The 20,637-nt window shown below is 57.4% G+C and carries 16 protein-coding genes; 4 read left to right on the top strand and 12 right to left on the bottom strand.

Annotated elements, in window-relative coordinates:
- The first annotated feature begins 103 nt into the window (after positions 1-103).
- The gene (folA, locus tag AC27FC_RS10780; RefSeq protein ID WP_008502023.1) at positions 104-583 is read left to right on the top strand and encodes a type 3 dihydrofolate reductase; all 480 of its coding nucleotides are present in this window, start codon (positions 104-106) and stop codon (positions 581-583) included.
- A 39-nt stretch (positions 584-622) separates the two neighbouring features.
- Here folA and apaH read toward each other — a convergent pair whose 3' ends face one another.
- The 6 genes from apaH to lptD are packed head-to-tail and all read right to left on the bottom strand — an operon-like array spanning position 623 to position 7,352.
- On the bottom strand, positions 623-1,471 hold the full coding sequence (gene apaH, locus AC27FC_RS10775) for a bis(5'-nucleosyl)-tetraphosphatase (symmetrical) ApaH (RefSeq protein WP_023310360.1): 849 nt from the start codon (positions 1,469-1,471) through the stop codon (positions 623-625).
- A gap of 4 nt (positions 1,472-1,475) precedes the next feature.
- A complete protein-coding gene (gene apaG / locus AC27FC_RS10770; protein ID WP_023310361.1) occupies positions 1,476-1,853 on the bottom strand; it encodes a Co2+/Mg2+ efflux protein ApaG in 378 nt (125 codons plus the stop codon).
- A gap of 3 nt (positions 1,854-1,856) precedes the next feature.
- A complete protein-coding gene (gene rsmA / locus AC27FC_RS10765) occupies positions 1,857-2,678 on the bottom strand; it encodes a 16S rRNA (adenine(1518)-N(6)/adenine(1519)-N(6))-dimethyltransferase RsmA (protein WP_023310362.1) in 822 nt (273 codons plus the stop codon).
- A complete protein-coding gene (gene pdxA, locus AC27FC_RS10760; protein WP_029740873.1) occupies positions 2,675-3,661 on the bottom strand; it encodes a 4-hydroxythreonine-4-phosphate dehydrogenase PdxA in 987 nt (328 codons plus the stop codon). Before pdxA ends, rsmA begins: the two co-directional genes overlap by 4 nt.
- The gene (gene surA / locus AC27FC_RS10755) at positions 3,661-4,947 is read right to left on the bottom strand and encodes a peptidylprolyl isomerase SurA (protein WP_196354869.1); all 1,287 of its coding nucleotides are present in this window, start codon (positions 4,945-4,947) and stop codon (positions 3,661-3,663) included. Before surA ends, pdxA begins: the two co-directional genes overlap by 1 nt.
- A 53-nt stretch (positions 4,948-5,000) precedes the next feature.
- Positions 5,001-7,352 (bottom strand): LPS assembly protein LptD, encoded by a 2,352-nt coding sequence (lptD, locus tag AC27FC_RS10750; RefSeq protein ID WP_048975046.1) that lies wholly within the window; start codon positions 7,350-7,352, stop codon positions 5,001-5,003.
- 239 nt (positions 7,353-7,591) lie between these two features.
- Between lptD and djlA the strand changes: the two genes are divergently transcribed.
- Positions 7,592-8,407: a co-chaperone DjlA gene (gene djlA, locus AC27FC_RS10745; RefSeq protein ID WP_008502016.1), complete on the top strand. Its 816-nt coding sequence runs from the start codon at positions 7,592-7,594 to the stop codon at positions 8,405-8,407.
- 30 nt (positions 8,408-8,437) lie between these two features.
- On the opposite strand, the gene rluA is transcribed toward djlA, so the two are convergent.
- The 6 genes from rluA to araB all read right to left on the bottom strand — a co-directional run bounded on the left by rluA (position 8,438) and on the right by araB (position 18,542).
- Positions 8,438-9,097, bottom strand: a complete 660-nt coding sequence (gene rluA / locus AC27FC_RS10740; protein WP_196354870.1) for a bifunctional tRNA pseudouridine(32) synthase/23S rRNA pseudouridine(746) synthase RluA — start codon at positions 9,095-9,097, stop codon at positions 8,438-8,440.
- A gap of 12 nt (positions 9,098-9,109) precedes the next feature.
- Positions 9,110-12,016, bottom strand: a complete 2,907-nt coding sequence (rapA, locus tag AC27FC_RS10735; RefSeq protein ID WP_196354871.1) for an RNA polymerase-associated protein RapA — start codon at positions 12,014-12,016, stop codon at positions 9,110-9,112.
- Between the two features lie 128 nt (positions 12,017-12,144).
- Positions 12,145-14,502 carry a DNA polymerase II gene (gene polB / locus AC27FC_RS10730; protein ID WP_196354872.1) on the bottom strand — a complete coding sequence of 786 codons (2,358 nt, stop codon included), beginning with the start codon at positions 14,500-14,502 and terminating at the stop codon, positions 12,145-12,147.
- A 74-nt stretch (positions 14,503-14,576) separates the two neighbouring features.
- The gene (gene araD, locus AC27FC_RS10725) at positions 14,577-15,272 is read right to left on the bottom strand and encodes an L-ribulose-5-phosphate 4-epimerase (protein ID WP_039260840.1); all 696 of its coding nucleotides are present in this window, start codon (positions 15,270-15,272) and stop codon (positions 14,577-14,579) included.
- Positions 15,273-15,319: 47 nt separating this feature from the next.
- Positions 15,320-16,822, bottom strand: a complete 1,503-nt coding sequence (gene araA, locus AC27FC_RS10720; protein WP_033144613.1) for an L-arabinose isomerase — start codon at positions 16,820-16,822, stop codon at positions 15,320-15,322.
- Positions 16,823-16,832: 10 nt separating this feature from the next.
- Complete coding sequence (gene araB, locus AC27FC_RS10715; protein WP_087823395.1) at positions 16,833-18,542, bottom strand: ribulokinase; 1,710 nt, start codon at positions 18,540-18,542, stop codon at positions 16,833-16,835.
- A 337-nt stretch (positions 18,543-18,879) separates the two neighbouring features.
- On the opposite strand from araB, the gene araC reads away from it, so the two are divergent.
- Complete coding sequence (araC, locus tag AC27FC_RS10710) at positions 18,880-19,725, top strand: arabinose operon transcriptional regulator AraC (protein WP_033144615.1); 846 nt, start codon at positions 18,880-18,882, stop codon at positions 19,723-19,725.
- 128 nt (positions 19,726-19,853) lie between these two features.
- Positions 19,854-20,621, top strand: coding sequence for a DedA family protein (locus tag AC27FC_RS10705; RefSeq protein WP_196354873.1), 768 nt, complete (start codon positions 19,854-19,856; stop codon positions 20,619-20,621).
- Positions 20,622-20,637 lie beyond the last annotated feature (16 nt).

Genomic DNA, 20,637 nt, shown 5'->3' with positions numbered 1-20,637 from the left:
CAGCAATATTAAAAAATTTCTTTATCTTTACCCTGCCGCCAGTCGACGAAAGATTAAGCTTTCCGTATAGTGGCGGCAATTTTTTGCATCCGGGAAATTTTCAATGATCAGTCTGATTGCAGCGCTGGCGGTGGACCGCGTTATCGGTATGGAAAATGCCATGCCGTGGAACCTGCCTGCCGATCTCGCATGGTTTAAACGTACTACGTTAAACAAGCCGGTAGTGATGGGCCGCCTGACCTGGGAGTCGATTGGTCGTCCATTGCCGGGCCGTAAGAATATCGTTATCAGCAGCCAGCCGGGCACTGACGATCGCGTCGAATGGGTAAAATCAGTAGACGAGGCGATTGCTGCATGCGGCAATGCCGAAGAGATCATGGTGATTGGCGGTGGGCGCGTGTACGAGCAGTTCCTGCCAAAAGCGCAGAAGCTCTATCTGACCCACATTGATGCAGAAGTGGAAGGGGATACTCATTTCCCGGACTACGATCCGGACGAGTGGGAATCGGTATTCAGCGAATTCCACGACGCGGATGCACAGAACTCCCACAGCTACTGCTTCGAGATTCTGGAACGTCGTTAAGTGATTTTCCCTCTCCCGGCCGGGAGAGGGAATTACGTATCAGGAGGCAACGGCCTCGCTTTCCCCCAGGTCCAGCTGTCGGTTGGACGGCTGCACAAAGTAAGCTTTATCTTCCCAGCGTAAGCAGGTTAACTCTCCGCCCCAGCAGCATCCGGTATCCAGACCGTAAATCCCTTCCGGTGTGCCTTTTCCTTCCAGTGCAGCCCAGTGGCCAAATACCACGCTGTACTCGCTTGTCACCGGTCCCGGAATGGCAAACCACGGCTTGAGCGGCGCGGGCGCGCTCTCCGGCGTCTCTTTGGAATACATATCCAGCTGTCCGTTCGGGAAGCAGAAGCGCATGCGGGTGAACGCGTTGGTGATAAAGCGCAGACGGGCCAGACCGCTGAGATCCTCGCTCCAGTGGTTCGGCATATCGCCGTACATGGCATCGAGGAAGAAAGGATACGAGTCGCTTGCCAGCACCGCCTCAACGTCACGAGCGCAGGTTTTCGCCGTCTCAAGATCCCATTGCGGGGTGATCCCGGCATGCGCCATGACCAGCTTTTTCTCTTCGTCGATCTGCAGCAGGGGCTGACGGCGCAGCCAGTTAATCAGATCGTCCGCGTCCGGCGCATCCAGCAGCGGGGTGAGGCGATCTTTAGGTTTGTTGCGGCTGATCCCGGCGAAAACCGCCAGCAGATGCAGATCGTGATTGCCCAGCACCATGCGGACGCTGTCGCCCAGCGATTTGACGAAACGTAATACTTCAAGGGAGCCGGGGCCACGCGCGACTAAATCGCCCGTCAGCCAGAGCGTGTCCTGTCCTGGCGTAAAGTCGACCTGTTTTAATAATGCGATCAGTTCATCGTAGCAACCGTGAACGTCGCCAATCAGATATGTAGACATTAGATTAATGAATGAGTGTAGTTACGGCGAGACGGAACACAGGAATGGCAACGCGGAAATCATTGCCATCGACGTCGACCATTTCATAATGGCCTTGCATGGTACCCATCGGCGTTTCAATCACCGCGCCGCTGGTGTACTGGTACTCTTCGCCAGGGGCGATGTGGGGCTGTTCACCGACCACACCTTCGCCCTGAACTTCGATTTCGCGGCCATTGCCGTTAGTGATAAGCCAGTAGCGCCCGCGCAGCTGCACGGGCATCCGCCCCAGATTGCGAATGGTCACGGTGTAAGCAAAAACAAAACGTTCTTCGTCCGGTGAGGACTGTGATTCAACATAGACGCTTTGTACATGGACACATACGCGGGGCGAATCAATCATGGCTTAACTCTCCTTCGGCGGCGCATTATCGCTGATGTAATTAGCCAGCTTGCAGTACTGCTCTACGGAAATGTTCTCCGCACGCATTGCCGGGTCGATCCCCAGCTCGGCTAACACCTCAACGGTAAACGAATTGCTCAGGCTGTTACGGATCGTTTTACGGCGCTGGTTAAAGGCTTCTGTGGTAATGCGGCTCAGTACGCGCAGATCTTTAACCGGATACGGTTTCGTCTTGTGCGGCACAAGGCGCACAACCGCTGAATCCACTTTCGGTGGTGGTGTGAACGCTGACGGCGGTACTTCGAGTACCGGGATCACGTTGCAGTAATACTGTGCCATCACGCTTAAACGACCATACGCTTTACTGTTCGGGCCTGCAACCAGACGGTTAACAACCTCTTTTTGCAACATAAAGTGCATGTCGGCAATGGCATCAGTATAGCTAAAGAGGTGGAACATGAGCGGCGTGGAGATGTTGTACGGCAGGTTGCCGAACACGCGCAGCGGCTGGCCCATTTTTTCGGACAGCTCGCCAAAGTTCATGGTCATGGCGTCCTGCTGATAGATGGTCAGCTTCGGCCCGAGGAACGGGTGCGTTTGCAGGCGTGCGGCCAGATCGCGGTCCAGTTCGATGACGGTCAGCTCGTCGAGGCGTTCGCCTACCGGCTCGGTCAGCGCGGCAAGGCCCGGGCCGATTTCGACCATCGCCTGACCTTTTTGCGGATTAATAGCCGAGACAATGCTTTCGATCACGAACTGATCGTTAAGGAAGTTTTGCCCGAAACGTTTACGGGCTAAGTGGCCCTGATGGACTCGATTAGTCATTGAGTATTAACAATCATTTTGATGGCGAGATTAAGCGCCGTAATAAAACTGCCGACATCCGCTTTCCCCTGGCCTGCCAGATCCAGCGCAGTACCGTGGTCAACGGACGTTCGAATAAAGGGTAAACCGAGGGTGATATTCACCCCGCGGCCAAAGCCCTGGTATTTTAGCACGGGCAGGCCCTGATCGTGGTACATCGCGAGCACGGCGTCGGCATTATCCAGGTATTTCGGCTGGAAAAGGGTATCTGCAGGCAGCGGCCCGCTGAGGTTCATCCCCTTCGCCCGCATTTCGTTGAGTACCGGAATGATGGTGTCGATCTCTTCGGTGCCCATGTGCCCGCCTTCACCGGCGTGCGGGTTCAGGCCGCAGACCAGCACGTGCGGCTGCGGGATCCCAAACTTTGTCTGCAGATCGTGGTGCAAAATCCCGATGATCTCGCGCAGGAGCTCAGGGGTGATCGCATCAGGAATGGCTTTGATCGGCAGATGGGTAGTCACCAGCGCAACGCGCATTTCCTCCGTCGCCAGCATCATCACCACTTTCGGGCTGTGCGAGCGCTCTTCGAAGAACTCTGTATGCCCGGTAAAGGGTATACCCGCTTCGTTGATAACGCCTTTGTGGACGGGGCCGGTGATCAGGGCGGCAAATTCGCCCTTCAGGCAACCGTCGCAGGCGCGCGCCAGGGTTTCAACGACATAGTGGCCGTTTTCCGTGCTGAGCTGGCCCGGAATAACCGGCGTACGAAGGGGAACAGAAAGAAGGGTGAGCGTACCGGCTTGCTGCGGTGCTGGCTGTTGGCCTTCAACGTAAGGGATGAGCGTTAAAGGCAGACCGAGCAGCGTTGCCCGGTCTTGTAACAGTGTTGCATCGGCGCAGACAACCAGCTCTACCGGCCAGCTGCGCTGGGCGAGCTGGACAACGAGGTCAGGCCCAATCCCGGCGGGTTCGCCGGGCGTGATAACAACACGATGCTGTTTCATTAGTTGCTCAGAACTTTCACGTAAGCGCTGGCGCGTTGTTCCTGCATCCAGGTTGCGGCTTCTTCAGAGAACTTACGGTTAAACAGCATACGGTAGGCTCTGTCTTTCTGTGCCGCATCCGTTTTATCAACGTTACGGGTGTCCATCAGCTCGATCAGATGCCAGCCGAATGAAGAGTGGACCGGCGCGCTGATCTGGCCTTTGTTCAGCTTCATCAACGCGTCGCGGAAGGCAGGATCGTAAATATCCGCAGCCGCCCAGCCCAGATCGCCGCCCTGGTTAGCAGAGCCTGGATCCTGAGAGAACTCTTTTGCTGCTTTCGCAAATGAGGTTTTACCGCTCTTAATGTCAGCTGCGATCTGTTCCAGCTTCACACGCGCCTGATCGTCAGTCATGATCGGTGACGGTTTCAGAAGTATGTGGCGAGCGTGAACTTCGGTGACGGAGATATTTTGGCTCTGGCCGCGCAGATCGTTCACCTTCAGAATGTGGAAGCCCACGCCTGAACGGATAGGACCAACGATATCCCCTTTCTTCGCCGTGCTCAGCGCCTGGGCAAAGATAGATGGCAGCTCCTGAATACGTCCCCAGCCCATCTGGCCGCCTTTCAGCGCCTGTTGGTCAGCGGAGTAGGTGATTGCCAGCTTGCCAAAGTCGCTGCCGTTACGCGCCTGTTCAACAATAGAACGCGCCTGGCTTTCTGCTTCCGCAGCCTGATCGGACGTTGGGTTCTCTGGCAGTGGGATCAGAATGTGGCTCAGGTTCAGCTCTGTGCTCGCATCGTTCTGGTTGCCCACCTGTTTTGCCAGCGCGTCCACTTCCTGAGGCAGGATGGTGACGCGGCGACGCACTTCGTTGTTACGCACTTCCGAAATCAGCATCTCTTTACGGATCTGGTTACGGTAGGTGGCGTAGCTGATGCCGTCATAGGCCAGACGGCTGCGCATCTGGTCTAAAGACATATTGTTCTGCTTCGCGATGTTAGCGATCGCCTGATCGAGCTGCTCGTCAGTGATCTTCACACCCATTTTCTGCCCCATCTGCAGAACGATCTGATCCATGATCAGACGCTCCAGGATCTGGTGGCGCAGCGTGGCGTCATCAGGAAGCTGTTGACCGGCTTCGCCCGAATTGAGCTTCACCGATTTCATCAGACCGTCAACGTCACTTTCAAGCACGACGCCGTTGTTAACCACAGCAGCGACTTTATCAACAACCTGGGGGGCGGCGAAGCTGGTATTCGCAACCATAGCGACACCGAGCAGCAGCGTTTTCCAGTTCTTCATACTTTTTCCATTTCAATTAACCGCAAAGCGGATTACGTTGCAAATCAAGCACATTACAAGGCGCTACTGTACGGCAGAATATTCGAGCGCAGCATTTTCTGCGTACCCAGACCGTAGTTGGAACTCAGGCCGCGTAACTCGAAGTTAAAGCCAATCACGTTATCGTATTTGCTCTGATTGTTTTCACTGTTCCAGCCGTTAAGCTTACGTTCGTAGCCGACACGCAGCGCGTAACAGCAGGAGTTATATTGCAGACCCACCATCTGGTCAGCAGGTTTATTAGCGTTAGTGTCAAAGTAGTAAGCGCCTACGATTGACCAGCGGTCGGCGATTGGCCAGCTCGCTGCGCCACCCACCTGCGAAATACCGTCTTTATACTGCTCTGCAGTACCATAGTTTGGTAACGTCGCCTGAATATATTCCGGGCTGGCATAACGATAGGTCAACTGCACCATCCGATCTTCATCCCGGCGGTACTCAATCGACGCCGTACTGTTGGCGATATTGTCGAGACGGGTGTCATATTGCACGCCACCGCGAAGACCCCAACGATCGGTCATACGCCAGTAGGTATCACCAGCCCAAATCAGCGAACCTGTCTTGTTATCTTTCTCCCACTTAATATTGTCATCGCCCGTGCGAGACTCGGTGAAATAGTAGATTTGACCAACAGAAACGTTAAAACGTTCAACGGCAGCGTCATCATAAACGCGTGATGTGACCCCGGTCGTTAACTGGTTCGCTGAGGCGATGCGGTCAAGGCCACCGTAGGTACGGTCGCGGAACAGGCCGCTGTAATCAGATTGCAGTAAAGAGGAGTCATAGTTATTGATGTTGCTCTGATCGCGATAAGGCACGTACAGGTACTGCATACGTGGCTCCAGCGTCTGGGTATAGCCATCCGCCAGAAGGCCCATATTGCGTTCGAAGATCAGCTTACCGTCCATTTTGAACTGTGGAAGCGTACGGTTTACGCTTTCCTCAAGATGAGCGTTGTTGCTGGTGTTGTAATCATCAATATTTTTTTGCTGATAGTGTGTCGCCATCAGCTTGGCTTCCGTATTCAGGCTTGCCCAGTCATTCGACCATGGCAAGTTGATGACGGGCTCCAGGTGAACTCGGGTGGCTTCCGGCATATTGGAATTGGTGTTTACAAAATGCACCGCCTGACCATAAATACGGGTGTCGAACGGACCCACGTCATTCTGGTACCAGTTAACGTCCAGCTGCGGCTCGGCACCATAGGTACTCGCGGTCTGGCTGGAGAACACCTGGAACTGCTTGTTGGTTACCGTCGCATCGAAGTTCTGCACCGCATAGCCAACGCTGAAGATCTGCGTGGCATAACCGTCGGTACTCGAACCGTATTTTGACGAGAAATCGTTGAAGTAGTTCGGGTCACTGACCTTGGTGTAGTTAACGTTAAAACGCCAGACCTGATCCATTACCCCGGAATGCTGCCAGAAATACATCCAACGGTGTTTATCGCCTTCGGTCGGATGCTCGTCCTGGAAGACTTTATCCGACGGCAGATAATCCAGCTCCATCAGACCCGCACCGGCGTGGGTCAGATAGCGGAACTCGTTCTCCCACATGATGTTGCCGCGCTTGTGAATATAGTGCGGCGTGATCGTCGCATCCATGTTTGGCGCGATGTTCCAGTAATACGGCAGGTAGAACTCAAAGTAGTTCGTGGTGCTGTATTTGGCATTCGGGATCAGGAAACCGGAGCGACGTTTGTCACCCACGGGAAGCTGTAGATAAGGGCTGTAGAATATGGGCACCGGACCCAGCTTAAAGCGGGCGTTCCAGATCTCTGCGACCTGTTCTTCGCGGTCATGGATAACCTCGCTACCGACCACGCTCCAGGTATTTGAACCCGGCAGACATGACGTGAACGTACCGTTTTCCAGGATCGTATAGCGGTTTTCACCGCGCTGTTTCATCAGGTCAGCGTCGCCGCGCCCCTGGCGACCCACCATCTGGTAATCACCTTTCCAGACGTTAGTATCTTTAGTATTCAGGTTTGACCAGGCTTTCGGACCTTTCAGGATGACCTGATTGTCGTCATAGTGCACATTACCCAGCGCATCCACCGTTCGTACCGGCTCGGCCGCACCTTCCGGCTGCTTCTGGTGCAATTGCACTTCATCTGCCTGCAGGCGGCTATTGCCCTGGTTAATATCGACATTGCCCGTAAACGTGGCATTGTCAGGGTAAGTCCCTTTCGAACTGTCGGCAGTAATGGTTACCGGCAAGCTATTTGTATCGCCACTCACCAGTGGGCGATTATAACTTGGAACGCCAAGCATACACTGCGAGGCGAGATCGGCCGCCAGACCCTGTTGACTGTACAGGGCGGAGCCAATCATTGTGGCCAGGAGGGTGGGGATACGTTTTTTCATACGTTGTATTTTATTGTTCCGTCATCAGTGGCTACGGCTTACAAACGCTCAGAGACTATCTTACTCATCTGCGCAGTACCAGCGTTAATCCTGCCCGTTTGCGTGCCAGAGTGTTAGGCTCGCTATCGAATGACGAGTATGATAAAGCAAATTATAGGCGATGTCCTTCAATTGACCGTGACTTGAACACAGTGATGATGACGTTGCGTCGGCAAGGAATATGACTATCCGGGGAGTATATGCAGTATTGGGGTAAAATAATCGGCGTTGCGTTCGCCATCATCATGGGTGCCGGGTTCTGGGGGATTGTGCTTGGGCTTATTATCGGCCATATGTTTGATAAGGCGCGCAGCCGCAAAATGGCCTGGTTTGCCAATCAGCGCGAGCGTCAGTCACTCTTTTTCTCCACCACCTTTGAGGTCATGGGGCACTTAACCAAATCCAAAGGGCGTGTCACAGAAGCCGATATTCAGATTGCCAGCGTCTTTATGGATCGCATGAATCTGCACGGCGACTCCCGTCTGGAAGCGCAAAATGCGTTTCGCATCGGTAAGTCGGATAATTATCCGCTTCGCGAAAAAATGCGTCAGTTCCGCAGCATCTGCTTTGGACGTTTTGATTTAATTCGGATGTTTCTGGAAATTCAAATCCAGGCGGCTTTCGCAGACGGTTCACTTCACCCTAATGAACGTGACGTGCTGTACGTCATTGCGGAAGAGCTGGGCATCTCCCGCATGCAGTTCGACCAGTTCCTGCGCATGATGCAGGGCGGGGCGCAGTTTGGCGGCGGCTATCACCAGCAGTCGTCCGGCGGTGCCTGGCAGCAGGCGCAGCGTGGTCCGACGCTGGAAGACGCCTGCAACGTGCTTGGCGTTAAGCCCTCTGACGATCAGACCACGATTAAACGTGCCTATCGTAAGCTCATGAGCGAACACCATCCGGACAAACTGGTCGCGAAAGGCTTACCGCCAGAAATGATGGAGATGGCGAAGCAAAAAGCGCAGGAAATCCAGAAGGCGTACGAGCTCATTAAAGAGAAGAAAGGTTTTAAATAAGAAAAAGCCCGACGATGTCGGGCTTTTTTTTTAGAAGTCCACCGGGGCTTTAAACGTCATCGCGTTACCGAAGGCCGGATGGGTGATGGTGAGCGTCTGCGCGTGCAGCAGCAGACGTGGCGCTAAGGCCAGCGCTTCAGGCGGCGCGTAGAAGCGGTCGCCCAGAATCGGATGACCCAGGGCGAGCATATGCACGCGCAGCTGGTGCGAACGTCCGGTAATCGGCTTAAGCAGGACGCGCGCGGTATTATCCGGCGCGTACTCCAGCACTTCGTACTCGGTCTGCGCGGCCTTGCCGGTTTCGTAACACACCTTCTGCTTAGGCCGGTTCGGCCAGTCGCAGATCAGCGGTAAATCTACCAGCCCTTCCGCCTGCGCGGGGTGGCCCCAGACGCGGGCGACATACTGCTTTTTCGGCTCGCGCTCGCGGAACTGGCGCTTTAACTCGCGTTCCGCCGCTTTGTTCAGCGCCACCACAATCACGCCGCTGGTGGCCATATCCAGGCGATGGACAGACTCCGCCTGCGGATAATCGCGCTGAATGCGCGTCATCACGCTGTCTTTGTGCTCGTCCAGACGCCCCGGCACGGACAACAGGCCGCTGGGCTTGTTGACCACCATAATATGTTCATCCTGATACAGAATGACCAGCCAGGGATCCTGAGGCGGATTGTAAGGCTCCATCACCATCTTGCGCTCCGTTTACTGATGCGTCACAACGATAAGACGCAGGGCATCCAGACGCCAGCCAGCCTGATTCAGGCTTTCCAGCACCTGCTGACGGTTGCTTTCAATCGCCGCCAGCTCGTCGTCGCGGATGTTCGGGTTGACTGCTTTTAACGCTTCCAGACGGGACAGCTCCGCAGACAGTTTCTCGTCGGCTTCACTGCGCGCGGCGTCAATCAACGCACTGGCCGCTTTTTCAATCTGGGTTTCGCCCAGTTGCAGAATAGCGTGCACATCCTGCTGTACCGCGTTCACCAGCTTGCTGCCCGTGTGGCGGTTTACCGCGCTCAGCTGTCGGTTGAAACTCTCGAATTCAACCTGTCCCGCCAGGTTCGTGCCGTTTTTGTCCAGCAGCAGGCGGACGGGCGTGGGCGGCAGGAAGCGGGTGAGCTGCAGCTGTTTCGGCGCCTGCGCTTCCACAACGTAGATCAGCTCCACCAGCAGGGTGCCCACCGGCAGCGCCTTGTTTTTCAACAGGGAGATGGTGCTGCTGCCGGTATCGCCGGAGAGGATCAGGTCCAGACCGTTGCGGATCAGCGGATGTTCCCAGGTGATAAACTGGGCATCTTCGCGGGACAGCGCCACGTCACGCTCGAAGGTGATGGTACAGCCATCTTCCGGCAGGCCCGGGAAATCCGGAACCAGCATGTGATCGGACGGAGTCAGGACAATCAGGTTCTCGCCGCGGTCGTCCTGGTTGATGCCGACGATGTCGAACAGGTTCATGGAGAAGCTGATCAGGCTGGTGTCATCATCCTGTTCTTCAATACTCTCAGCCAGCGCCTGCGCTTTTTCACCGCCGTTGGAGTGGATCTCCAGCAGGCGGTCGCGGCCCTGCTCCAGCTGCGCTTTCAGCGCGTCGTGCTTCTCACGGCAGGACTTGATCAGCTCATCAAACCCTTCCGCGTTTTCCGGCGCGGCCAGGTAGCCGATCAGATCGCCATGCACTTGATCATAAATGGTGCGGCCCGTCGGGCAGGTATGTTCAAACGCGTCCAGACCTTCGTGGAACCAGCGTACCAGCACGGACTGCGCGGTTTTTTCCAGATACGGCACGTGGATCTGAATATCATGCGCCTGGCCGATACGATCCAGACGGCCGATACGCTGCTCCAGCAGATCCGGGTTAAACGGCAGATCGAACATCACCAGGTTGCTGGCGAACTGGAAGTTACGGCCTTCAGAGCCGATTTCCGAGCACAGCAGAACCTGTGCGCCGCTGTCCTCTTCTCCGAACCACGCCGCGGCGCGGTCGCGCTCGACGATGGACATGCCTTCGTGGAACACGGCGGCGCGAATGCCTTCACGCTCGCGCAGAACCTGCTCCAGCTGCAGCGCGGTGGCCGCTTTGGCGCAGATCACCAGCACTTTCTGGGAGCGGTGCGCGGTCAGGTAGCCCATCAGCCACTCCACGCGCGGATCGAAGTTCCACCAGGTGCCGGTATCGCCTTCAAACTCCTGGTAGATTTGTTCCGGATAAAGCATGTCGCGGGCGCGCTCTTCCTGGGTTTTGCGCGCACCCATAATGCCGGAGACTTTAATCGCCGTCTGATACTGCGTCGGCAGCGGCAGCTTAATCGTATGCAGCTCGCGTTTCGGGAAGCCTTTGACGCCGTTACGGGTGTTACGGAACAGCACGCGGCTGGTGCCGTGGCGGTCCATCAGCATGTCGATCAGCTCTTTACGCGCGGATTCCGCGTTGTCGCTGTCGCTGTTCGCAGCCTGCAAAAGCGGCTCGATATCCTGCTCGCCAATCAGGTCGCTCAGGGTGTTGAGTTCGTCATCAGAAAGACGCTTGCCCGCCAGCAGCATGGCGACGGCATCGGCGACCGGGCGGTAGTTATTTTGTTCTTCCACGAACTGCGCAAAGTCGTGGAAACGGTTTGGATCGAGCAGGCGCAGACGGGCGAAGTGGCTTTCCAGACCCAGCTGCTCCGGCGTTGCGGTCAGCAGCAGAACGCCAGGCACGCGCTCGGCAAGCTGCTCAATAGCCATGTATTCGCGGCTCGGCGCGTCTTCGCTCCAGACCAGATGGTGCGCTTCGTCAACGACCATAATGTCCCACTCGGCATCGCACAGATGCTCAAGACGCTGCTTGCTGCGGCGCACGAAGTCCAGGGAACAAATGACCAGCTGTTCGGTTTCAAACGGGTTGTCGGCGTCGTGCTGCGCTTCGGCATAGCGTTCATCGTCGAACAGGGAGAAACGCAGGTTAAAGCGGCGCAGCATCTCAACCAGCCACTGGTGCTGCAGGGTTTCTGGCACCACGATCAGCACGCGTTCGGCAGCGCCGGAAAGCAGCTGTTGATGGAGGATCATGCCCGCTTCGATGGTTTTACCCAGGCCCACTTCATCTGCCAGCAGCACGCGCGGCGCGTGACGACGGCCTACGTCGTGGGCGATGTTCAGCTGGTGGGGGATCAGGCTGGTGCGCTGGCCGCGCAGGCCGCTCCACGGCATGCGGTACTGTTCACTCTGGAACTTACGCGCGCGATAGCGCAGGGAGAAGCGATCCATACGGTCGATTTGCCCGGCAAACAGGCGGTCCTGCGGCTTGCTGAACACCAGTTTGCTGTCGAGCAGCACTTCACGCAAGATGACATTGGCTTCATCCGTATCAAGACGAGTACCAATGTAGGCGAGCAGTCCATTCTCTTCTTTTACGTCTTCAATCTTGAGCTGCCAGCCGTCATGGCTGGTCACGGTGTCGCCCGGATTGAACATCACGCGGGTAACAGGGGAGTCATTGCGAGCGTACAGACGGTTTTCACCGGTGGCAGGGAAGAGGAGGGTAACCATACGCGTATCGATTGCTACTACGGTTCCTAGTCCAAGTTCGCTTTCTGTATCGCTGATCCAGCGTTGACCAAGTGTAAAAGGCATAGTTGTTCGGCTCTAATCTTTAATTGCAGGCAATAGTTCGACTACCGTCAAAAAAGACGGTCAACGAAAAATGGGTCCAGGAATGGAAAGGGCGCTATGGTACTGGATGGCAGCCATTTCGTCACGCGTCAAAATAGGCCAAGTTGCCCTGTAACCAGTGTAGCAAAATCATCGTCGATGAAGGGCAAAATTCCGTCGGCAACCGGCTGAAGCTGGCGCGTCAGATAGTGTTCGTAATCCAGAGGAGAGTGCTGATAATCCACAGGTTCCGGGCCGCTAATGGTCCAGACGTATTTGATGGTTCCCCGGTTTTGATACTGCGGCGCGCGGCCACGGCGTACGTTTTCTTCATCCGCCAGGCGCGCGGCGCGTACGTGCGGAGGAACGTTGCGCTGGTACTCCGCCAGCGGGCGGCGCAGGCGCTTGCGGTATACCAGCTGCGCGTCAAGTTCGCCCGCCATCAGGCTGGCTATCGTCTCGCGCACGTAGTCCTGATAGGGCTCATTGCGAAACACCCGCAGATAGAGCGTCTGCTGGAACTGCTGCGCCAGCGGCGTCCAGTCGGTACGTACCGTCTCTAGCCCTTTAAAAACCATCCGCTGCGCGTCGCCTTCCTGAATCAGCCCGGCGTAGCGCTTCTTGCTGCCCTGATCGGTGCCGCGAATGGTGGGCATTAAAAAGCGGGCGAAATGGGTTTCAAATTCCAGCTCCAGCGCGCTGCTTAACCGCTCTTTCTGCAAATGTTCCTGCCACCAGTCGTTCACGAAGGCGACCAGCGCTTTGCCGATTTGCGCGGCGTCGTCTTCTGAATGCGCGCCCTTAAGCCACACAAAGGTGGAGTCCGTGTCGCCGTAGATGACGTCATAGCCCCGGGACTCAATCAGCGCTTTGGTCTGGCGCATGATCTCGTGCCCGCGCATGGTGATTGAGGAGGCCAGACGCGGGTCAAAGAAGCGGCAGGCGCTGGTGCCCAGCACGCCGTAAAAGGCATTCATAATGATTTTCAGCGCCTGTGATAGCGGCTTGTTGCCGTGGCGCTTGGCCTCATCGCGGCCGTGCCAGATGTTTCCCACGATTTCAGGCAGGCAGTGTTTTTCCCGCGAGAAGCGTGCGCCGAGGAAACCTTCGGTGCTGTGCTCATCGTCCGGCTGGGCCATGCCCTCAACCAGCCCGACGGGATCGATCAGAAAGGTGCGGATAATCGACGGGTAGAGGCTTTTATAGTCCAGCACCAGCACCGAGTCATACAAACCTGGCCGGGAGTCCATCACGTACCCGCCGGGGCTCGCCTGCGGCGGTACGTCCCCGAGGTTGGGGGCGACGTATCCCGCCCGGTGCATGCGCGGAAAATAGAGGTGGCTAAAGGCCGCCACGGAGCCGCCGTGCCTGTCTGCCGCCAGGCCGTTTACCGTCGCGCGCTCCAGCAGGAACGGCATAATCTCGGTTTTGTGGAAAATCTGCGTGACCAGCTCGCAGTCTTTCAGGTTATAGGTGGCAAGCGCCGGTTTATCTTCATTAAAGCGCCGGTCGATCTCGTCCATTCTGTCCCAGGGGTTGTCGATGGATTTGCCTTCGCCAAGCAGCTCCTGTGCGACCGCTTCGAGGGAGAATGAAGAGAAATTCCAGAAGGCGGACTTAAGCGCCTCAATGCCGTCGATAATCAGGCGACCGTTGGCCTGCGCGAAAAAAACACCGTTCTTAAAACCGTGTTCTCGCCATTCCAGCTCGCTGTTTCCGCGCCCCAGCAACAGCGGAATGCGGTAGCGCTCGGCGTGCTTTTGCAGCACGCGCAGGTCGAATTGCACCACGTTCCAGCCGATCAGGACGTCGGGGTCGTTGTCTGCAAACCACTGGTTAAGCTTCTCCAGCAGCTGCGGGCGGCTGTTGACGTACTCAAGCCGGAAATCCAGCGCGGACGCATCGCCATTCGGCGGCCCGAGCATATAGACAACCCGATCGCCGCAGCCTTCCAGACCGATGCAGTACAGTTCGCCGTGACGGGTGGTTTCGATATCCAGGGAGACCCACTTCAGCGGCGGGCGGTAGTGCGGGTTCGGCTTCAGGCGCGCGTTAACGAGGCTGCCGCTCTGCGCGGTGCCGTCGACCCAGACGGGGGCGGTGATGAACCGCTCCATCAGAAAGCGTTCCGGTGGGCGGATATCGGCCTCATAGAGCGTCACGCCAGCCTCGCGGAGCAGCTTTTCATAGCGCATCAGCTGACGATGGGCGCGACAGTAGAGGCCATAAACCGGCTGGCGGTGGAAATCTTTCAGCTCAAGCGGGGTCATACGCCAGCCGTTTTCGCCGCGCAGCAGCTGTTTCACCTTTTCGACGTGGGCTTCAGGAATAAAGGCCACGGATTCCTGCGGGGGCAGCGTAACGTGCAGCGGACCGCTGTCGGTTGCCAGCCAGAACGCGACCTCGGTGCCCTGAGGGGTATCCCGCCAGTGTCGGGTCAGTAAAAAGCCTTCTTGCGCCTGCGCCACGCCGTTATCCCAGAAAACAAAACCAGGCCTGATTATAGCCTGGTTAAGATTTTAATGCTGGGTTTATATACAGTTTACTGCCCGTAATAGGCCTTCGCGCCGTGCTTGCGCAGGTAATGCTTATCCAGCAGGGTTTGCTGCATATCCGGCAGCTGCGGCGCCAGCTGGCGACAGAAGATCCCCATATAGGCGACCTCTTCGAGCACGATGGCGTTATGCACCGCGTCTTCCGCGTTTTTACCCCAGGCAAACGGGCCGTGGGAGTGCACCAGCACGCCGGGCATTTGCGCCGCGTCGATCCCCTGTTTTTCGAAGGTTTCGACAATCACGTTGCCCGTTTCCCACTCGTACTCACCGTTAATCTCCGCATCGGTCATCAGACGCGTGCAGGGAATGGTGCCGTAAAAGTAGTCCGCGTGCGTGGTGCCGGTCGCCGGGATGGACTGGCCCGCCTGCGCCCAGATGGTGGCGTGGCGCGAATGGGTATGCACGATGCCGCCGATGGTCGGGAATGACCGATACAGCAGGCGGTGAGTCGGCGTATCGGAGGACGGTTTTTTCTTACCTTCGACCACTTCGCCGGTCTCAAGGCTGACAACGACCATATCGTCTGCGGTCATCACCGTGTAATCCACGCCGGAAGGCTTAATCACGAACACGCCTTTTTCGCGGTCAACGGCGCTGACGTTGCCCCATGTCAGGGTGACCAGATTATGTTTCGGCAGCGCCAGGTTGGCTTCGAGCACCTGACGTTTGAGATCGTCTAACATCGTTATCTCCCTGCCCGGTGAGCGTAGCGTCACCGGGCATTCCGTACTTAGCGTTTTGAACCGTAATAGACTTCGTTCCAGCGCAGCGCGTCTTTGAAGGCGGGCAGGCGGGTATCGTTATCAATCACGGTCAGCTCGATATCGTGCAGCTCGGCGAACTGACGCATGTCGTTCAGATCCAGCGCGTGGCTAAACACCGTGTGGTGCGCGCCGCCGGCCAGGATCCAGGCCTCTGAGGCGGTTGGCAGGTCAGGCTGTGCTTTCCACAGGGCGTTGGCGACCGGCAGTTTCGGCAGAGAGTGCGGCGTTTCAACCGCATCGACGCAGTTCACCAGCAGGCGGAAGCGATCGCCCAGGTCGATCAGGCTGGCGTTGATGGCCGGGCCCGTACGGGTGTTGAAGATCAGACGCGCCGGATCGGCTTTGCCGCCGATGCCGAGGTACTGCACGTCGAGGATCGGTTTCTCTTCCACGGCGATCGTCGGGCACACTTCCAGCATGTGCGAGCCGAGCACCAGGTCGTTGCCGTTTTCGAAGTGATAGGTGTAGTCCTCCATAAAGGAGGTGCCGCCCTGCAGACCGGTCGACATCACCTTCATGATGCGAAGCAGAGCGGCAGTTTTCCAGTCGCCTTCGCCCGCAAAGCCGTAGCCCTGCTGCATCAGACGTTGTACTGCCAGACCCGGCAGCTGTTTCAGGCCGTGGAGGTCTTCAAAGGTAGTGGTAAAGGCGTGGAAGCCGCCCTGTTCCAGGAAGCGCTTCATGCCCAGCTCGATGCGCGCCGCGTCCAGCACGTTCTGACGCTTGTCGCCGTTGATTTGTGCCGCAGGCGTCAGGCGGTAGCTGCTTTCGTACTCGTCCACCAGCGCGCTCACGTCGCCGTCGCTGACTTCATTCACCACCTGCACCAGGTCGCCCACGGCCCAGGTATTAACGGAGAAGCCGAACTTGATCTGCGCGGCCACTTTATCGCCGTCGGTGACCGCCACTTCACGCATGTTGTCGCCAAAACGCACCACTTTCAGATGGCGGGTATCCTGCTTAGAGACCGCCTGACGCATCCATGAGCCGATACGCTGTTGCGCCTTGCCATCCTGCCAGTGGCCGGTGACCACCGCGTGCTGCTGGCGCATACGCGCGCCGATGAAGCCGAACTCGCGGCCGCCGTGCGCGGTCTGGTTCAGGTTCATAAAGTCCATGTCGATGCTGTCCCACGGCAGGGAGGCGTTGAACTGGGTATGGAACTGCAGCAGCGGTTTGTTGAGGATAGACAGGCCGTTGATCCACATTTTGGCGGGTGAGAAGGTGTGCAGCCACACCACCAGACCGGCGCATTTATCGTCGTAGTTGGCGTCGCGGCAGATGTGGGTAATTTCGTCAGGCGTCGTGCCCAGCGGTTTCAGCACCAGTTTGCACGGCAGTTTAGCTTCCGCGTTCAGCGCGTTAACGACGTGCTCCGCGTGTTTCGTCACCTGCTGCAGCGCTTCCGGTCCGTACAGATGCTGGCTGCCAATCACAAACCATACTTCATAGTTATTAAAAATGGTCATCATCGTGTCCTTAATGGGTCAGGGTTGCCGTAGTGTCCGCGGTGCTTTTGGCCGGGGCGGCGACAGGGAGATAGTGAAGTTCGGCGCTTTTTGCCCATTGCTGGTAGCGCTGATAAAGCTGTTCAAAGCGTTGCGCCTGCTGGGCACGCGGCTGGAGCGTGTTTTCGACGGCGCTCGCCATATGCTGCTGCGCGGTCGGGATGTCGACATGCACGCCCGCAGCCACGGCAGCGAAAATCGCCGCGCCCAGCGCGCAGCACTGATCGGAGGCCACAATCTGCAGCGGACGGTTCAGCACGTCGCAGCAGGCCTGCATGATCACCGGGTTTTTACGGGCGATACCGCCCAGCGCCATCACGTTGTTGACGTCGATACCCTGCCCGGTGAAGCACTCCATAATGGCGCGGGCACCGAAGGCCGTTGCGGCAATCAGACCGCCGAACAGCGCAGGGGCGTCGGTCGCCAGGTTGAGATCGGTGATCACCCCTTTCAGACGCTGGTTGGCAAACGGCGTGCGGCGGCCGTTAAACCAGTCCAGCACCACCGGCAGGTGATCGAGAGACGGATTTTTTGCCCAGGCTTCGGTGAGCTGCGGCAGAAGCTGCTTTTTGCTGTCGGCTATCTGGGTTTTTAGTTCAGGATGTGCCGCCGCCAGCTGGTCCAGCGGCCAGCCGAGCACGCGACCAAACCAGGCGTAGATATCGCCAAACGCGGACTGACCGGCTTCAAGACCGATGAAGTCCGGCACCACGCTGCCGTCAACCTGGCCGCAGATGCCTTTCACCGCCCGGTCGCCGACGGTGGCTTTATCTGCCGTCAGGATGTCGCAGGTGGAGGTCCCGATGACTTTGACCAGCGTGTTTGGCTGTGCGCCCGCGCCCACGGCGCCCATATGGCAGTCAAAGGCGCCGCCGGAGATGGCCACGTTCTGCGGCAGGCCGAGGCGCGTCGCCCACTCTTCGCAGAGGGTGCCGACGGGAATATCGGCGGTAAAGGTGTCGGTAAACAGCGGGTACGTCAGGCTCTTGTTGAGGATCGGGTCGAGCTCATCGAAGAACGCGGCCGGAGGCAGGCCGCCCCAGCTTTCGTGCCACAGGGATTTATGCCCGGCGCTGCAGCGGCCGCGGCGGATATCCTGCGGGCGGGTGGTGCCGGAGAGCAGGGCAGGCACCCAGTCGCACAGCTCAACCCATGACGCCGCAGCCTGCGCAACGGCTGCGTCGGCACGGGTGACGTGGAGGATCTTGGCCCAGAACCATTCGCTGGAATAAATCCCGCCGATGTAGCGCGAGTAGTCTGTCTTGCCCGGCTGATGGCACAGGCGCGTAATGGCTTCAGCCTCTTCTACGGCGGTGTGGTCTTTCCACAGCACGAACATGGCGTTCGGGTTGTCGGCAAACTCCGGGCGCAGCGCCAGCACGCGGCCTTCGGCATCCACCGGGGCAGGCGTGGAGCCGGTGCTGTCGACGCCAATTCCGACAATCTCAGCCCGCTGGGCGTCAGTCAGTTCGGCAAGGACGGTTTTGATCGCCGCTTCCATCGACTCGATATAGTCACGCGGGTGGTGACGGAACTGGTTGTTCGGCGCATCACAGTAGCGCCCCTCTTGCCAGCGCGGGTACCACTCAACGCTGGTTGCTATCTCCTGGCCGGACGTACAGTCCACTGCCAGCGCGCGAACCGAATCGCTACCAAAATCGAGGCCAATCGCAATTGCCATGGTGTTGCTCCATCGAAAAAACAGGTATGGAAGAACATTAGAGACTGGGGAAAAAAGTCGTCAGGCAGGATCCGCTAATCTTATGGACTAAATTGCTGTTACAACGGAAAGTGTGACGCCGTGCAAATATTCAATGTGGACATTTCTGCCGCACTTATAGACACTTTTGTTACTGGTTATCTGCCTGCTCTGGCGGAGAAATCAGGGGGAAAGGCTGAAACATGGCGGACGTAAAAGCGGCGTGATGCTTTTTGGATCTTTTCGCGGGCCATTTTAAAGCTGCTTTTAGTGATATGGACAATTGGTTTCCTTCAGGACCCTTGGGAGAACTGAATCTATGGCCGAAACGCAAAACGATCCCCTGCTGCCGGGATACTCGTTTAACGCGCACCTTGTGGCGGGACTGACCCCTATCGAGGCTGAGGGATACCTCGACTTTTACGTCGATCGACCGCTCGGCATGAAAGGGTATATCCTCAACCTGACCGTGCGAGGGGAAGGGATCATCAAGAACGGTGACCAGCAGTTTGTCTGCCGCCCCGGCGATATCCTGCTGTTCCCGCCGGGGGAGATCCACCACTATGGCCGTCATCCGGATGCCAAAGAGTGGTATCACCAGTGGGTCTATTTCCGTCCGCGCGCCTACTGGCAGGAGTGGCTTTCGTGGCCCGCCATTTTTGCGCATACCGGTTTTTATCGCCCGGATGAGGTTCATCTGGGGCAGTTTCGCGAGCTTTTTGCGCAGATTATCGAAGCGGGACAGGCCGGTGGTCGCTACGCCGAACTGCTGGCGATTAACCTGCTTGAACAGCTGCTGCTGCGACGGATGGAGGCGATTAACGAGTCGCTTAATCCCCCGCTGGACAACCGCGTGCGCGACGCCTGCCAGTACATCAGCGACCACCTGGCCGATAGCCAGTTTGATATCGCCAGCGTTGCTCAGCACGTCTGCCTGTCGCCGTCGCGGCTGTCGCATCTGTTCCGCCAGCAGCTGGGCGTCAGCGTATTGAGCTGGCGCGAGGATCAGCGCATCAGTCAGGCAAAGCTGCTGCTCAGCACCACCCGGATGCCGATTGCCACCGTCGGACGCAACGTGGGCTTTGAGGATCAGCTCTATTTCTCCCGGGTATTTAAAAAATGCACCGGCGCCAGCCCGAGCGAATTCCGCGCGGGATGTGAATAAACGGTAAAAAAAGATAAACAAACAGGTGAATGCAGAAAGCAACCTGTAAACTATTCAGACAATTGTTGCCTTGACGCGGTGCGGGGCGCTAAGCAGAATCGCTGATTCGTTTTCTGACCGGAATAGTTATGCAGGCATTGCTGGAACACTTTATTACCCAGTCCGTTATGTACTCGCTCATCGCCGTGGCGCTGGTGGCGTTTCTGGAATCGCTGGCGCTGGTTGGGCTGATCCTGCCCGGCACCGTGATGATGGCAGGGCTTGGGGCGCTGATTGGCAGCGGCGAGGTTAATTTCTGGCAGGCGTGGCTGGCCGGGATTATCGGCTGCCTGCTCGGCGACTGGATCTCCTTCTGGCTGGGCTGGCGCTTTAAGAAGCCGCTGCACCGCTGGTCGTTCATGAAAAAGAACAAAGCCTTGCTGGATAAAACCGAGCATGCGCTGCATCAGCACAGCATGTTTACCATCCTCGTCGGCCGCTTTGTCGGGCCAACGCGTCCGCTGGTGCCGATGGTGGCGGGGATGCTGGATCTGCCCGTCGCGAAATTCGTGGTGCCGAACATTATCGGCTGCGTCTTCTGGCCGCCGTTCTACTTCCTGCCGGGGATCCTGGCCGGCGCGGCCATCGATATCCCCGACGGTATGCAAAGCGGTGAGTTTAAGTGGCTGCTGCTGGGCACGGCTGTGCTGCTGTGGCTGGCGGCATGGCTCTGCTGGCGACTGTGGCGCAGTGGGAAAGCCAGCGTCGATCGCCTGACGCGCTATCTTCCGCGCACTCGCCTGCTCTGGCTGGCCCCGCTGACGCTGGGCGTGGCTGTGGTAGCCCTGGTTGCGCTGATTCGTCACCCGCTGATGCCGGTATATGGCGAAATTCTGCTGAAGGTGGTGAGCCGTTAAGGTTTATTCCCTCTCC

Source organism: Enterobacter sp. C3_dUdeg (assembly GCF_057536195.1).
The sequence above is the reverse complement of the archived record's forward strand: the minus strand, read 5'-3'. Positions and strand labels throughout refer to the sequence as shown.